This window comes from Coxiella-like endosymbiont (assembly GCF_030643785.1).
In the GTDB taxonomy this organism is placed as follows: Bacteria; Pseudomonadota; Gammaproteobacteria; order Coxiellales; family Coxiellaceae; genus Coxiella.
Genome location: NZ_CP094378.1, coordinates 904119 through 919872 on the forward strand (window position 1 = coordinate 904119; position 15754 = coordinate 919872).

The window sequence follows — 15754 nt, forward strand, 5'->3', positions numbered from 1 at the left end:
CAGTGTACTATCTACGCAATTATTATTTTTAGCAAACAGACCTGATTTCACTCTAGATTAGGTTCAGATTCGGTTATTGAAAGGAAGATCATAAGATGCATACTCAAACGATCGATTATCGAGATGAACACACCCTATTACAAGCTTATGTGGCTTATGAAGATTCAACGAAGCAAAAACGACATATTGTTCTTAGTTGCTCATGCTTGGGCGCGGGTCGAGATGATTTTGTTGAAGAAAAAGCACGTTATTTAGCTGAATTAGGTTATGTCGGTTTTGCAATGGATGTTTATTGATAAGGGTGTATTAGGTGATGGGCTAGAAACCAATCGAAAATAATGCAGCCTTTTATGGAAGATCACAAGATGTTGCTTCGTCAACTAGTGATGGGGTTAGAGACGGATAAGCAAGTTGACGTAAGTAGATAAAACAAAAATTACTGCCATGGGATATTGTTTTGGAGAGCTTTTTTGTGTACTGGATTTAGCACGAAACACGGACATGATAACCCTATGACCCCACAGATGCTGTCTCAAATTTGAAAGAGAAATGACGGAAGCGAAGGTGGGGGGCTAACAATTGCACATTTTTGGTGGAACTATGCATGCATTTACTAGTCCCGAGGTTAATGATTTTAAGATGGGTACCGTTTACAATCCGCAAGTGAAATAAGCGTTCCTGGCTTTGAGGTTATTCAATTTTTTGAGGAGATTTTTGAGTGGAGGTTTTGGTTACCGTTATTTGGTTACCGTTAAACGAGTCATCGACTCGGCTGTAAAAATCCGAGTAAAGGCTGATGGCTCTGGAATTGAAACCAATCAAGTAAAAATGGTCATGAATCCGTTTGATGAAATTGCTGTAGAAGAAGCTATTCGTTTAAAAGATAAAAGATTAGTACAGGAAGTTATTATAATTTCTATTCACTCAGCGAGCTGCCAAGAAACCTTGCACAGCGCATTTGCTATGGGGGGCGGATCCGGGGCATTTTAATAACTACGGGTCAACCTCTAGAACCGATCCAAGTAGCGCACTTGCTTAAATCTGTCGTAGCAAGAGAAAATCCCTCCTCACTCGTTATTTTGGGTAAGCAAGTGATTGATGATGATTGCAACCAAACTGGTCAAATGTTAGCCGGCCTTATTAGATTGGCATCAGGGGATGTTTGTTTCAAAATGTGTAATTGAAGAGGGGCGTCGGATGCAAGTTGCTCGATAAGTGGATGGAGGACTCTAATATTTCGCTTCGGCTGGGCGTTAATTACCACTAATTTGGACTTAAACACGCCTCAATATACGACATTACTTGATATTATGAAAGTAAGAAATAAACCTTTAAAAATATTAACTCCCTAAGAACTTAACGTGACTCTATCTCCCCATTTAAAAATTTTAAAAGTTGAGCATCCCGCTGAGAAAAGCGACGGAATTAAAGTAAATACTATCAATAAATTATTAAATATTCTAAAAAAGATTCTAAAAAAGATTCTAAAAAAGAAGCACAGGTTTTGCCATGAGTATTCTTATTTTAGTTGAGCATGATAATGTTAAGGTGCGCTTTATCCACTCGGTCTGTTGTGACTGTAGTACATGGATTAAAGGCTACCCATTTCGATTTTGGTGGCAGGTTATAGCTGCCAAGCCGTTGCGCAAGAGCTTACTTGAATAAAAGGGGTAGATAATATTTTGTTAGCGGATCATAAGTGTTACCAGCATTTTTTAGCGGAAAGCATTGCTCCCTTATTGGCACATTATGCTAATAAATTTAATTATTTCCTTGTCTTTGCACCACCAGCTACAACCTTTGGAAAAAATATCTTGCCTCGGTTAGCAGGAAAGCTGAATGTCGAGCAAATTAGTGATGTTATAGCTATCCTCGATAGAAAAACTTATCAACGGCCTATTTATGCCGGGAATGCAATTGCTACTCTTTCTTCTCAGGATTCTATTCAAGTGCTTACTGTAAGAGCTACGGCGTTTCCCCCACCTATGGAGCTGGGTGAAAAATCAGCGCCGATTGAGCAAGTTGGATTTGCGTTAAAAAACGATCTCTCTATTTTTATTAATGAAGAAGACTATGCAAAAGATCGACCAGAGTTAACTTTGGCAAAAATTCTAATTTCTGGGGAACGCGGTTTAAAACATAAAGAAAATTTTGAACGTTTAGTAAAAATTGCAGATCGATTAGGAGCCGCAGTGGGGGCTTCTTGGACTGCGGTTGATGCAGAGTCTTGTGCACACCTAATGATTTTCAAGTCGGTCAAACGGGACAAGTCGTGGTGGTGGTCGCCCATGCTTTATTTGGCTGTAGGTATCTCGGGGAGTCATTCAGCATTTGGTGAGTATGAGAGGAACAGCAAAATTATTGTGGCCATTAATAAAAAGACCCCGACACGCCCATATTTCAAGTTGCAGATTACGGCTTAGTCGCAGATTTGAACGAAAAGTTTTATCGCAATGGAAAACAGGCTCTTTCTGAAATTGGTTATTAATCGGAGATAAATTGATGTTAATAGGCGTTCCAAGAGAAGTAAAAACCGAAGAATACCGTGTGGGATTAACTCCTTATAGTGTTCGTGAACTTATAAATCGAAGTCATAAAGTTATTGTTGAACACAATGCAGCCAGTGCTATCAATTTTACTGATGAAGCCTACATGGCAGCGGGAGCTACTATTGTCGATACGGCTGAATCTCTTTATCAACAAGCAGAAATGCTCGTTAAAGTAAAAGAACCACAACCGAGTGAATATAGTTTGTTACAAGAAGGGCAAATTTTATTTACTTACTTACACTTAGCTCCTGATCCTAAACAAGCAGATGCATTGGTGAAATCGGGTTGTATTGCTATTGCTTATGAGACAGTTACTTCCAGTAAAGGAGGATTGCCGCTCTTATCACCTATGAGCCAAGTGGCAGGGCGTCTAGCTATTCAGGCCGGTGCTCATTGTTTGGAAAAACCGGCTGGCGGGAGTGGAATTTTGTTGGGTGGTGTTCCGGGCGTTTATCCCGGAAAAGTGACAATTATTGGCGGTGGGGTAGTGGGTTCAAACGCGGTCCGTATGGCGATGGGTAAAAAAGCGCAAGTAACCGTGCTTGATAAATCATTACGTTGTTTAGAAGAGTTAGACTTCCAATTTGGAGGTCGTTTAAATACTGCTTATGCAACCGGGGGCAGCATAGAGCAACACGTAATAGATGCTGATCTTGTGGTGGGGGCTATTTTAGTGCCCGGTCAGTCGGCGCCTAAATTAGTCTCACGCGAGATTCTAAAGCAAATGCGCCCAGGGTCGGTTATAGTTGACGTAGCTATTGACCAAGGGGGTTGTTTTGAAACAAGCCGGCCTACGACTCATAAAGAACCCATTTACGTTGTCGATGATATTGTTCATTATTGTGTGACCAACATGCCTGGTGCTGTGCCGCGTACTTCCACATTAGCCTTGAATAATGCCACTTTACCTTTTGTCATGGCATTGGCTGATAAGGGTTATCGCAAAGCGGTTTTAGAGGATCCTCATCTTTTAAATGGACTAAATGTTTATTATGGCCATTTAACACACGAAGGAGTCGCTCATGATTTGAAAAAAGATTTCACCCCACCTTTAACTCTTTTAAATTAAAGATTTTCATCGTGTTCAATAGTATAGCCCGATGGAGATGATTTCTTTTTCTTTTGTCGCCTCCATTGGGTTATTTTTAATTGAATAAAAGCAATGATGAAAAGTATGATTAAGCCAATAAGAGCACCAATAATTAAAAGATAAAAAAAGAAAGATTCCTAAAATAAATAAAATGACAAAAACAATCATACCAACGATAGGCACGATGTTTTCCCATAATTGGCGTAGAATGTTTGGCATTATTATCTCCTGCTTCTTTAGATATATTATAGGCTTTTTTAGATATATTATATAGGTTTTTTACGAGATGCTTTGATAGTAAGTTGATGATTGAGTATTGAAAGTTTAAATTTTGGGTAGTGTATAAGAGAGCATTTATATGAAAGAAGCAAAAACAGAATCATCCTTGGTGAAAATGATACGTTTGGAATAATTTGAGAATGTCATAGTATCACCCTTCACACCACTCCATAGCATACAAGGAATACCTTGCCATCATATAAATTCTTACACCTTTTGGTTAAATTAATTGCTCCAAAACATCAGTTACTTCCTCAATGGCTTCTTTTTGAATTTGAGGTTTTGCCATTACTCAATCTACGATACGCTTGAATGATACACTTGAATTTAGATGAGCCTAATAGTTTACTCTCATACATAACACTGCACCATAAATCTCCTTCGATCGGAAAAAGATGCTGGGCACATAAACTGCGAACTTTTACTTAGTCCAATCATATAGATATCATTTTTAGGATTGATATTGGGAAAACGATAGGCTTTGGGTTGTTATTTATAGCGTCCATACAGTATTTCGAGGTTGTAACCGTTTTTGGTGTCAATAAGCAAAATTTTAAGCATAATCGAAAACAATTTTTTTAAGTGACGCTTCCGCTATTTCTAAATATTCCTCATCTACGTGATCAGAGATATTTTTATTTGCTCGGTCAAAATTATTTTTTTCTTGTAAAAAGTTTAATTGCTCTTCAATTTTATATAAATTAATGATTTTTTATAACGACAATCAAAAAAATTTTCTTTCTTCTTCAGAAATACTTTTTTCGTAAATATCAACTCAGAAATTGGGCGTTTCATAAAGTCGGATATAAAAGATTTTAAGATGAGGGAAATCACTAAACGAAATCTGCATAGCTAGAAAGATTTCCTGGGAAATGCAATAACCAATGAGTCTGGGCCGTAAACTAAAATTTAGTTCGATTTTAACCCAATTTCCGTGAATAGAATAGTATTTAAAATGCTCGTCCATTTCTCGATGGCCGAGATCGATCTCAATTAAACGAGTGATGTATCGTTTTGTTTCTCCATAAGGTATACCGTATCAAAACTATAAGTATATTTCAATAAATACTTCCGAATGAATATCCCCGTTGGGGGTTAAGAGAGAATGGGGGTCCCGAAAATCGGAAGGTTTTTCTAACTTAAAATAGATATAAGCGAGTTAATTAAATGAGAATATCTTTACAGGTATGGATATAGAAAAAATGTCTTTGATGATATCCCTAAAATATCCCAGAAATTTAGAAGATTTTTTATCTACCCTTAAGGAATTTACAAGAGAAATCGCTGCTGAAGTTTTTTCGGATTTAGAAAAAAATAATTAAAGAAGAACTCGTGTTTAATGATTAACAATTATAAAAATTATTTATCAAGGAAGATAGATCACTTAGTTATGGGGATTCTTTATATATTGCTTGTCAAAAAGAACACAGATAGCTAGATATATTCCTTCATTGATCATGAAGGAATTAAGAGAATGCTTGACTTATCTTCAATGTTACCTGAAGTGAAAAATAAGCGTTGATCAAGTGGTTGAAGCTATGGAATTAATTAGAAATGGAGGGGATAATCCAGAATTTAATGAACAGGTTGATGATGAAGAAATTACAGAAGAATTTGAAGTTGTTAAATTTGTGGAAAATGTTCCTGTTGAAATTGGGTCAAAAGAAGAATGTATCTCTGGAAGTTATTATTAATGCTGTTCAGGATACTTTGAGCGAAGAATATCTGAATATAATATATATATAGACTCATACTTCTATAATTTGTAAATAATTATAGAGATGCTATGAGAGGAGTTAGTAACTCCGATAGTAGGGAAATTTTGACTTGGTTTTATCAAGAGGTGCTTCCAGAAATAAAGAGTATAAAAGAAAGATCATCTATTCTTCCATAGGAAGAATGGTTCTTTTCCACAAGTCTTCCTTTCTTCCTTGTGAGGAATGGGTACTCTCGAAATCTTCTATAGAAGATTTAATGCGAGATTGTAAAAAAAGACGGTTAGAAGCTGTAAAATCTTATCATGCTGATATGATTACTGATAATCGGATTGATTCAAATGAATTAGCGAATTATAAAAAACTATTTAAAAAATCACGTAAACACAATCATATCACTATTGTTGAATGGCTTCAGGAGATAATCCCCTAAGAGGTATTCGATCAGTGGGTTGAAAATCCAAAACCTTTTTATAAAGCGATTGAAAATAATGCGCGAAAAACTATAGCTTGGTACAGAGCTATTAAACCCAAAAAATTTTAAGATATTAATTTCTGTAATATGGCATTTTTTACAGCATGTAAATGTAATTAGCGCCACTTTGAACTTGCCAAGAAAATCTTTCAATATATCTCGGAGAACTATAAACAAGTATTGTTAGTTTTTAATCAATACAACGAAAATTGTTAATCACCATAGAAATTAATCAATTTGGTAAGAATCGTCAGGTTTCTACTGATCTTGATGTAGCGAGGAAAAATAACCACGAGTGTTTGGAAAATTGGCTGAATTAAAAGATGCAAGAGTTAGGACTCCTGGAGGCTAAGGGCAGTGTAGTTTCTCAAACAGAGAATTGTAATCGGCTTTTTAATTCTACCAGTGGGCCTTCTGAGTATCCCACCGAATCTGATTTCGCGGAAACTTTTTCTTCTAGTCCTGAGTGTACTCTACTCTGTACACGACAAAATAAAAAGCTCATTTTCGTCCTTTAAGGGGAGAGTGTTAATACTACTTTAAGCTTCCTAGGGTACATTTAATAAGAGATTAAAAAAAGGGGGGGAATGAGGAAGATTATTAGCATAACCGTAGCATAACCTTTTATTGCTGTTGAGAATTGCTAGTGCAGTGTTACCGATGTCCTGCGTATTCTTATATGGTTTTCGAGTCACAAGCAAATTTTAAACCAAATGCTCTCCAATGCTGTTCCCTATCAATACTGTTCCCTATATTTACTATGTATATGAGCAAACTTAACAAAGGCATAATATGCCTGCCGAATTTGCACTGTTGCCGATGCTCGAAAGGGGTTATGATCCATTTTGCTTATTCAGCAGTGGGAGCTCTACAGATTTATCGCAGATGATGCCGGGTACGGCATCCAGTTTATAGCTCGAGATCAATTGGTGGTATGACGCCAGGAGAGGCACTGTAGTAGCTACTCTCAGGCTGCTTTAAATTATTTATCTCTATTTACAGAGTACTTTTCATGATTGGATGGCCACTATGGCCGCCTTATGATGCAGGAGTTGACGTGCACCAAGTAGCTCTCAACAATACAACGCACGTATGGGCTGTAGCACCAATTTCTGGGACTTGCCCCACCACTCTCCCTAATGAGACTCTTGGGAGTATGTACCAAAATTATTAGCTCTGGCGTTTTATTAGCTCTGGCGTTTATTAGGCGTTTATTATTAGAAATGCAGCCCTCAGCCCTATACCCCCCGATTGCCCTTATTTTTCCTCTTTTAATACGAATTCTCAAATTGATCGCGGTGTAGCTGCGCGGTTAGCTGGAGTTTCACCAAAGGTAATTCATTAATTAAATCCTGAGATACTCCGTTGGACCACAAACCCAGCCGGCGTTTATACCTTGTTGATTCCTTAATGATAAATGAAATCTTTATTAAGAATAATTTAGAGGCTTTAGTTGGGAAAGAGCAGGTAACTTGGTAGTATCATGAGGTACGAATATACGAATAGGAGAAATTTTACAAAGCATTGCTCATATTTACCACTAAACATAACTCCTAAATTCTTGGATTTCTTTAGACTGCGTGATAAAGTGTGGATCGTTAAAGTTTGAAAAGCGGAGAAATAGCATTGGATTTAGATGCTACCAAGCGCAGTATCGTTGCTGTAGTGATTGCTTTAATTGTAGTAATTGCTGTTTATTTATCGGTTCCACCACTTAAGCTTGCCCCTCAAGGTATTTTTTTGCCAACGGCTCCGCTAGCCGTGCCTACTTCTCTGGACCAAGTGAATTTTTATAATCCCGTAACAGTCCTGTATGCATATAAACAGCTCGGTTATATGAATGTTGAATATTCTTCGAAAGAAGCTACTCCGGAGGGAGAGGCGCAAATTCAACAATATGTCAAAAAAATGGCGGCACAAGGTGGGGCTAATGGAATTATCGTGACTCTGTTTGGCCATACTATCCCTGGGGCCGTAAAAGGAGAGTTATCCTCCTATATTTTCCGAGGCATTGCTATTTATGCTGTCCCTAACATTTAATAAGAGAACTTAATTAAAATGGTTTTTGATTTTCTTAATATTTTATCGTTATTGACTATTTTTTCTGGGATAATTTGCTTAGTTGATATTATATGGCGTCGCGTAAAAAAAATACCTATCGAGAAAAATGGTAAACATCCACTGATTATCGATTATGCACGTTCTTTTTTCCCTATTTTATTAATTGTATTAATTATTCGCTCATTATTATTCCAACCTTACCGAGTTCCGACGGGATCTTTAGAGCCCACGATTATGCCGGGGGATTTAATTTTAGTTAATCAATATAATTATGGATTATATTTTCCCTTATGGAATAAAAAATTTGTTACTATCGGCGAGCCTAAGAGAGGACAAATCGCTTTGCTCCGATGGATGGTTAATCCAGCTGTTACTTTTGTCAAACGTGTTATTGGACTTCCCGGCGATCATATTAGTTATCAAAACAAAGTTCTCTCTATTAACGGCAAAAAGATTTCTCAGAGATTTATCAAGGATACACTTGAAATTGGTGATGATGGTAAAACCTGGAAAGCTAAAGAGTATGAAGAAAATCTAGATGGGATTAAGCATTTAATTCTCTGTCGCCCCGATCGCTTCGCTCAAAATTTTAAAGACCTTTTAGTACCTAAAGGTAAATATTTCGTAATGGGCGATAATCGAGATGACAGCGATGATAGCCGGTCATGGGGATTTGTCTCAGCCAATGCCTTTATTGGACGTACTTTATTTGTGTGGATGAGTTGGGATTCTCACAACCGCCGTGTCCGTTGGCACCGTATCGGTAATCGATTATAGAAATTTTAAAGTCCCACCATTTTTTGAGAATTAATAGCTTTCTCAAACTCTTCGGCCGTCAAATATTTTAATTTCAACGCGGCTTCTTTAAGTGTGAGTCCCTCTTTATAAGCTTTCTTGGCGATTTCAGATGCTTTATCGTAACCAATAATTTGGTTTAAGGCAGTCACGAGCATTAAAGAATTTCTAAGATAGGCATCAATTTTTTCTTTATGCGGTTCAATACCAATGGCGCAATGATCATTGAAAGAGCGGCAACTATCTGTCAATAAATAGATGGATTGAATTAAATTGTATGCCATTACTGGTTTGAAAACATTTAATTCAAAATTACCCTGAGATCCTGCAATCGTAATTGTCGCGTCGTTTCCCATTACTTGTACGCATACCATTGTTAGAGCTTCAGATTGGGTTGGATTTACTTTTCCTGGCATGCTCGAGGAGCCTGGTTCATTTTCCGGAATAAAAATTTCTCCAATTCCACAACGAGGTCCCGAGGCTAACCACCTAATATCATTAGCAATTTTCATTAATGAGCAAGCGAGTGTTTTTAAAACCCCGCTCACCAACACAATTTCATCGTGTGCTGCTAATGCTCCAAATTTATTGGGAGCAGAGTAAAAAGATAATTTTGTCAATTTTGCAATATGTTCCGTTACTTTTTCAGCAAATTGGGGTGGCGCATTTAGCCCTGTACCAACGGCAGTTCCCCCTAATGCTAATCGATAAAGAACAAGTAAAACATTAGTAATTGCTTCTAAACTATGATCCAATTGCGCCACATAACCTGAAAATTCTTGGCCTAAAGTAAGAGGGACAGCATCTTGTAAATGAGTTCGCCCTACTTTAATAATATGAGCGAAAGCATTGGATTTTTCTTGCAAGGTATTCCGTAAGGTTTTTACAGCTGGTATAAGTTGATGAGCGATCATTTCAGCACAAGCAATATGCATGACGGTTGGAAAGGTATCATTTGATGATTGGGATTTATTAACATCATCATTGGGATGAATAGGATTTTTGCTTCCGAGTTTTCCACCTGCTAATTCAATAGCTCGGTTGCTAATAACCTCATTAATATTCATATTAGTTTGGGTGCCACTGCCGGTTTGCCATACTTTCAGTGGAAAATGGTCGTTTAATTTACCTTCGATAACTTCGTCAGCCGCTTGAATAATATAAGTTAAAATTTCTGAAGAGAGTTTACCCAATTCATTGTTAGTGAGGGCAGCCGCCTTTTTTAAAATTCCAAAAGCTCGAATAAGCTCAGGCGGCATAGTTTCTCGGCCGATGGCGAAATTAATTAATGAACGCTGGGATTGTGCTCCATAATACTTATCAGCGGGAACTTCAATTTCCCCCATACTATCCTTTTCAATTCGTGTGACCATAATTAATTACCTCAATTTTTATAATGGTGCCCCGGACAGGATTTGAACCTGCGACCTGTCTCTTAGGAGGAGACTGCGCTATCCAACTGTGCCACCGGGGCTTATTAAGAAACTAAGAAACTTTGATATATAATGATATCATAGGATTATTTTATTGGCAGGAAGCATCTTACAGGGGTGTATCTTAAAATGACAAAACGCAAGGGCCTGATTTGGTTTGTGTTATTGTTGTTTCTGTTTTAATCCTGATATTACTCTTAGTTTTACTTTTCCATGCCGCCCTGCGGGGGTTATCTTATTAAAAGAGTTACTGAAGAGAGGATATGTTCCTCCACTTGTTATACCGTCTCAGTGACGAAAGCAATCCGTGAAAATTGGCAGCTAGTATTAACGTCGGTAGGTAGTAGTTTAGCAGGAATAAACGGCGTCAATGTCAGCTCAGAAGTGATCGGAACAATTATAGGAATTAATTTTGAATCCGGTAAATTAGTTGAAAGAGGGAAATTCTTAATTTAGCTCGATAATTCTACGGATATCCAAAATTTAAAAAACAAGCACAACACTCAACTTAAATCGAATTGTTTATGGGCAAAGAGCAGCTTTATTTAAGGTAGTTGCAATTTCGCAAAGCGATTATGATCAAGCGTTGGAAAATTTACAGCGATCCGAAGCTCAAATTAACAATCTATATTAGTTGCTATCAGTCAAAAAAATGTTCGTGCTTCTTTTCCCAGAAAAATTGATATTTGACAGATTAATTTGGGCCCAATATGTTAATGTAGGAGAAAATCTAGTTAGCTTGCAATCACTGAATTCTTTATACGTGAATTTTTCTTTACTCTAACAATATTTGAAAGATTCGTTGTTGAATTAAAAAATTACGGCTATTAATGTGCTTGTCACTGAAGAAATCACTGAAGAAACTCGTAATATTAATCTTCAAGGGACGCTTCCCAATGAGAATTATTGTCTTTATCCCCGAGTATTTGTCGAAGTAACGGTTTACTTGCCAGAAGAAAAACAAGTAATTACTGTCCCGCAAACGGCCGTTAGTTATTCTTTATATGGTGATACAGTATTTTTTGTGGAATTGGGCACAGATGCAAAAGACAATTCTGTTTTGATTTCTCGGTAACGAGCAGCAGCGATTGGTGATATAGAAAATAATAAAGTAATTATAAAAAGGTATAAAGGCTGGCGAATAAGTAATGACTTCAGGTCAAAATAAACTGCAGGACGGTACCACCCCGTTAAAATTCATAATAGTGTGGTATTATAAACAAGCATCGAAATCTGCAACTTTGACAGGAAGCTAATAACCAGATTTACTAACATATTTATTGCGCGACCCATTCTCGCCGTTGTGGTGAGTGTGATTATTTTCATTTTTGGGTTGCATGCCATTACGAAAATGGAGGTACGCCAATACCCAAAAATGGATAATACACTCATTACAATCAGCACCTCTTATCTGGGGGAATCAGCTTCATTAGTAGAAGGTTTTATTACAACTCAAATTGAAAAATCAATTGCTGGCTCTAAAGGTATCAATTAGATGACCTCCACGAGCACTCAAGGTACCAGCAAAATTAATGTTTATTAAACTTAATTTTCACTCTAACGTTGCTTTTACTGATATTATGAGTGATGTTGCTCAAGTGCAAAATGATCTGCCTAAAGAATCTTAATTGCCCGTTATTCAAAAACTAACGGAAACGCAAACAGCATTAATGTATATTGGTTTTACAAGTGATCAAATGACTACGGTGCAAATTAATGATTATTTGACTCGAGTCGTTCAACCTAAAATTGAAACGGTTTTTTTGGTCTCCCAAGTGTGGATTTTAGTGGTGAACCTTTTTTGCTATGCGAATTTGGTTAGATACTCGACGCATGGCTGCTCTTAATGTGACTCCTGAAGATGTAGTTGATGCTTTGTTAGCTAATAATTTTCAATCAGTGGAGCGGAGAAACAAATAAAAAAATGATTTTATTACGCTTTACATTCAAGCAAAGACCGACGTTCAAAACATCCAGTCGTTTGGAACTTAGTAATCAAACAAGAAAAAAATACTCTAATTTGAATACATGACATCGGGCGCGCGTTAAAAAAATATTATCCGACCTTATACATTAGAGATTCAATTTTTGAAGTTTTAAAAACTATTCTAGAAACTATATATAATTGTTGTTATTTTTATTTTGCTAGATTCCATCCGGCCCATGACCATTCCTGTAGTTACTATTCTACTTTTTTAATCAGTGTTTGTTTTTTTTGTGTGGTTCTTAGGTTATTCAATTAATTTATTGACATTATTAGCGATGGTGTTAGCGATTGGCTTAGTTGTTGATGATACGATTATTGTTGTTAAAAATGTGTTTCAACATGTTGAAGAAAGGATGAATGGTTTTCATGCAGGCTATTAAAGGAGCCCGAGAAATTGTTTTACCTATCATTTCTATGACGTTAACACTGGCAGCAGTTTATGTTTCGATTGGATTTATGACAGGGTTAACAAGAGCTCTCTTTACTGAATTCGCATTTACTTTAACAAGAACTGTGATTGTATACGGAATTATTGCACTAACCTTGTCACCAAGGATGTGTTCTCGATTATTAATTCCCAATATTAAAAAGCAACCTTATGTTCAATGGGTTGATCGGACATTCGATCGCATGAAGCAATTTTGTTCTCGGTGATTATCAGCTGTTTTGGATCATCATCCATTAATTGTTGTTTTAGCTATTGCGGTTTTAGCGAGTTGTTTTCTTTTTTATACTAATACCACTTCAGAACTAGTAGCCCCTGAAGAAGAATCAAGGAGTTTTATTTATTCAAACCCCAATGCCCCCCAATACGCCAATATTGATGATATTGAGACTTATTCGGATGATTACGCTCAAATTTTAACTTCCTTCACTTAAGAATTATTTCGTAATTAATGGCTTTGGAACTATAAATACAATATTAGCTGGAATGATTATGAAGCCATGGGACTAACGAGTATAAACTCAGAAAGAAGCACAACAGTTTTTGCAACCCGCACTCAATAAGTGGATTTCGGGTGGGAAAGGTGATTGTATTCCGCACATCCCGACATGGCAGCAAAGAAGCAACTAACCATAAGGATTTTATCTATTTCTTTTCTCCTTTGATTCATCTCCTTTGATTTGTAATTATAATAAATAGTATAGATGAGTTATTATCTAACTCGCGAAAAGTCAATCAAAAGGGGGAGTCAGTGGTTAAACCCTATCGAAAAAAGGATCCCTACCATGAGCGGGAAGCGTCTTTATATAAGCATCCCGTTCCCAGCAGAGAACTTATTATCCAATATTTGAAAGAAATCAATCGCCCGGTTAGTTTCAAACATTTACTAACAGCTTTTGAGTTGAAAAAATCAGAAGAAAAAGAAGGATTGCATCGACGCTTAGTGGCAATGACTCGGGATGGTCAGCTTATCACAAATCGATGTGGTAGTTATGCTTTAGTTCAAGAAATGGAATTAATTCGAGGGCGTGTTCAAGCTCATCGAGATGGTTTTGGATTTTTAATTCCCGACAATGGCTCGGGAGATATTTTTTTGCCAGCCCGAGAAATTCGTATAGTATTTACGGATGACGTGGTTTTAGTTCGCCTTACCAATCGAGGAGAGCGAAGACGTGAGGGGGCCATTGTTGAGGTATTGGAGCGAAATACTCACCAAGTTGTAGGGCGCTATTTTGAAGAAAGTGGTATTGCTTTTGTTGATCCGGATAATAAGCTAATCACTCAGGAAATTTTAATTCCTTTCGGACAGCAGGGTAAAGCTCAACCTGGCCAATTCGTCGTTGCTGAAATAACAGCACAACCAAGCAAACGACGACAAGCATTAGGACGAATAATAGAAATTCTTGGTGATCACCTAACTCCGGGCATGGAGGTAGAACTTGCTATTCGTTCCTATGAACTTCCTTATCAATGGTCTGCGGAAGTACTCCGAGAAGCAAAACAGTTATCTGTTGAGGTACTGGAGCACGATAAAGCGGAACGAAATGATTTACGCCATCTGGCATTAGTAACCATCGACGGGGAAGACGCTAAGGATTTTGATGACGCTGTTTATTGTAAACCGACAAAAAACGGATTCGTGCTTTATGTAGCTATTGCTGATGTTGCACATTATGTAAAATTAGGCAGCACCTTAGATCAAGAAGCCGAAGTACGGGGTAATTCGGTATATTTTCCGGAAAAAGTTATACCTATGTTGCCAGAAGCGCTGTCAAATAATCTCTGTTCGCTTCGCCCCCACCAAGATCGATTAGCCGTCGTTTGCGAAATGCATATTTCCTCGGAAGGGCAAATAAAAACCTATCAGTTTTATCGGGCAGTTATTCATTCTCACGCTCGATTAACTTATAACCAAGTGGCAGCCATGTTGCGAGGTGAAAAAACCAAAAATTCAGAAATGATACCCCACATTAAAAATTTATATAGGTTGTATCAAAAATTATTAAAACAACGGGTAAAACGGGGAACCATTGAATTCAATACGACTGAGACTCGAATTGAATTTGATCAGAGAGGTAAAATTAAACGGATCGTTCCAGTGGTTCGTAATGAAGCGCATCGGATCATTGAAGAGTGCATGTTAATTACCAATGTGTCAGCTTCGCATTTCTTGCAGGAAGGAAATATCCCCACTTTATATCGAGTTCATGAAGGACCGGACGAACAAAAATTGCACGATCTTAAGCAATTTCTTCGGGCATTTGGACTTCGATTAACTGGAGGGGATAAGCCAACGTCTATGGATTATGCAAAATTATTACTTCGAATTGAAAAACGTCCTGATGCACACTTGATACAAACCGTTATGTTACGCTCCTTGCGTCAAGCTATTTACACTCCCGAGAACGTAGGTCATTTCAGTTTATCCTATGAAGGGTACTGTCATTTTACTTCTCCTATTCGACGTTATCCTGACTTAATTGTTCACCGGGGAGTTTGTCACCGGTTGCAAAAAAATCAGTGAAGAAGTTCCCTTATGATGAACTAAAGTTGACAGTTTTGGGTGAACATTGCTCCATGTCGGAGCGGCGAGCGGATCGAGCCACCCGAGATGCGGTAGATTGGCTGAAATGTGAGTATATGCTGAATAAAGTGGGTCAAGCGTTTGATGGCCGCATCTTGGATGTTACTGGATTCGGTGTATTTGTGGAATTAGACAAAATCTATGTTGAAGGTTTGGTTCATGTAACGGCATTGAAGAATGATTACTATCATTATGACCCCATCCATCATCTCTTGCGAGGAAAGCGTAGCGGCCGAACTTACCGTCTGGGTGATCCGCTTCGGGTCATTGTAGTTCGTGTAGACCTGGATGAGCGCAAAATCGACTTTGTGGTTGAAGAGGAAAATTAGTTATAGAATACG

At 37.5% G+C, this 15754-nt stretch carries 17 protein-coding genes, 1 tRNA gene and 1 pseudogene; 16 read left to right on the plus strand and 3 right to left on the minus strand.

Annotation, left to right across the window (positions count from 1 at the left end):
- Positions 1-95: 95 nt before the first annotated feature.
- From MRH55_RS04685 to ald, 4 genes are all read left to right on the plus strand, one after another.
- Positions 96-296, plus strand: a complete 201-nt coding sequence (locus tag MRH55_RS04685) for a dienelactone hydrolase family protein (RefSeq protein ID WP_304985108.1) — start codon at positions 96-98, stop codon at positions 294-296.
- 418 nt (positions 297-714) lie between these two features.
- Positions 715-990, plus strand: a complete 276-nt coding sequence (locus tag MRH55_RS08035) for an electron transfer flavoprotein subunit beta/FixA family protein (RefSeq protein ID WP_439647872.1) — start codon at positions 715-717, stop codon at positions 988-990.
- Positions 991-1682: 692 nt separating this feature from the next.
- Positions 1683-2423 (plus strand): electron transfer flavoprotein subunit alpha/FixB family protein, encoded by a 741-nt coding sequence (locus tag MRH55_RS04695; RefSeq protein WP_304985109.1) that lies wholly within the window; start codon positions 1683-1685, stop codon positions 2421-2423.
- Between the two features lie 79 nt (positions 2424-2502).
- The gene (gene ald / locus MRH55_RS04700; RefSeq protein WP_304985110.1) at positions 2503-3618 is read left to right on the plus strand and encodes an alanine dehydrogenase; all 1116 of its coding nucleotides are present in this window, start codon (positions 2503-2505) and stop codon (positions 3616-3618) included.
- A 15-nt stretch (positions 3619-3633) separates the two neighbouring features.
- On the opposite strand, the gene MRH55_RS04705 is transcribed toward ald, so the two are convergent.
- Positions 3634-3858, minus strand: a complete 225-nt coding sequence (locus MRH55_RS04705) for an FXYD domain-containing ion transport regulator (RefSeq protein ID WP_304985111.1) — start codon at positions 3856-3858, stop codon at positions 3634-3636.
- Positions 3859-5444: 1586 nt separating this feature from the next.
- Between MRH55_RS04705 and MRH55_RS04710 the strand changes: the two genes are divergently transcribed.
- The 4 genes from MRH55_RS04710 to lepB all read left to right on the plus strand — a co-directional run bounded on the left by MRH55_RS04710 (position 5445) and on the right by lepB (position 8946).
- Positions 5445-5612: a hypothetical protein gene (locus MRH55_RS04710; protein WP_304985112.1), complete on the plus strand. Its 168-nt coding sequence runs from the start codon at positions 5445-5447 to the stop codon at positions 5610-5612.
- A 1508-nt stretch (positions 5613-7120) separates the two neighbouring features.
- Positions 7121-7282 (plus strand): hypothetical protein, encoded by a 162-nt coding sequence (locus tag MRH55_RS04715; RefSeq protein WP_304985113.1) that lies wholly within the window; start codon positions 7121-7123, stop codon positions 7280-7282.
- A gap of 452 nt (positions 7283-7734) precedes the next feature.
- On the plus strand, positions 7735-8148 hold the full coding sequence (locus tag MRH55_RS04720) for a hypothetical protein (protein WP_304985114.1): 414 nt from the start codon (positions 7735-7737) through the stop codon (positions 8146-8148).
- 18 nt (positions 8149-8166) lie between these two features.
- Positions 8167-8946 carry a signal peptidase I gene (lepB, locus tag MRH55_RS04725; protein ID WP_304985115.1) on the plus strand — a complete coding sequence of 260 codons (780 nt, stop codon included), beginning with the start codon at positions 8167-8169 and terminating at the stop codon, positions 8944-8946.
- A gap of 5 nt (positions 8947-8951) precedes the next feature.
- Here the strand turns inward: lepB and fumC are convergent, their stop codons facing one another.
- Both fumC and MRH55_RS04735 read right to left on the minus strand, forming a co-directional pair.
- Positions 8952-10337 (minus strand): class II fumarate hydratase, encoded by a 1386-nt coding sequence (gene fumC, locus MRH55_RS04730; RefSeq protein WP_304985116.1) that lies wholly within the window; start codon positions 10335-10337, stop codon positions 8952-8954.
- 24 nt (positions 10338-10361) lie between these two features.
- Positions 10362-10438: transfer RNA gene (locus tag MRH55_RS04735), tRNA-Arg, on the minus strand.
- Between the two features lie 250 nt (positions 10439-10688).
- Between MRH55_RS04735 and MRH55_RS04740 the strand changes: the two genes are divergently transcribed.
- The 8 genes and pseudogenes from MRH55_RS04740 (at position 10689) to rnr (ending at position 15742) form a co-directional block, all read left to right on the plus strand.
- On the plus strand, positions 10689-10853 hold the full coding sequence (locus MRH55_RS04740) for a hypothetical protein (protein WP_304985117.1): 165 nt from the start codon (positions 10689-10691) through the stop codon (positions 10851-10853).
- A gap of 61 nt (positions 10854-10914) precedes the next feature.
- Complete coding sequence (locus tag MRH55_RS08165) at positions 10915-11031, plus strand: hypothetical protein (RefSeq protein WP_500784518.1); 117 nt, start codon at positions 10915-10917, stop codon at positions 11029-11031.
- Between the two features lie 198 nt (positions 11032-11229).
- Entirely contained in the window at positions 11230-11472 is a 243-nt protein-coding gene (locus MRH55_RS04745) for an efflux RND transporter periplasmic adaptor subunit (RefSeq protein ID WP_304985118.1), read from the plus strand.
- Positions 11473-11703: 231 nt separating this feature from the next.
- Positions 11704-11892 carry an efflux RND transporter permease subunit gene (locus MRH55_RS04750; protein ID WP_304985119.1) on the plus strand — a complete coding sequence of 63 codons (189 nt, stop codon included), beginning with the start codon at positions 11704-11706 and terminating at the stop codon, positions 11890-11892.
- 707 nt (positions 11893-12599) lie between these two features.
- Entirely contained in the window at positions 12600-12764 is a 165-nt protein-coding gene (locus MRH55_RS04755) for an efflux RND transporter permease subunit (RefSeq protein ID WP_304985120.1), read from the plus strand.
- Positions 12751-13038: an efflux RND transporter permease subunit gene (locus MRH55_RS04760; RefSeq protein ID WP_304985121.1), complete on the plus strand. Its 288-nt coding sequence runs from the start codon at positions 12751-12753 to the stop codon at positions 13036-13038. The genes MRH55_RS04755 and MRH55_RS04760 overlap by 14 nt, the downstream gene beginning before the upstream one ends.
- Positions 13039-13050: 12 nt before the next feature.
- Positions 13051-13263 (plus strand): hypothetical protein, encoded by a 213-nt coding sequence (locus MRH55_RS04765; RefSeq protein ID WP_304985122.1) that lies wholly within the window; start codon positions 13051-13053, stop codon positions 13261-13263.
- Between the two features lie 317 nt (positions 13264-13580).
- A pseudogene (gene rnr, locus MRH55_RS04770) lies at positions 13581-15742 on the plus strand (ribonuclease R).
- Positions 15743-15754: the final 12 nt, after the last annotated feature.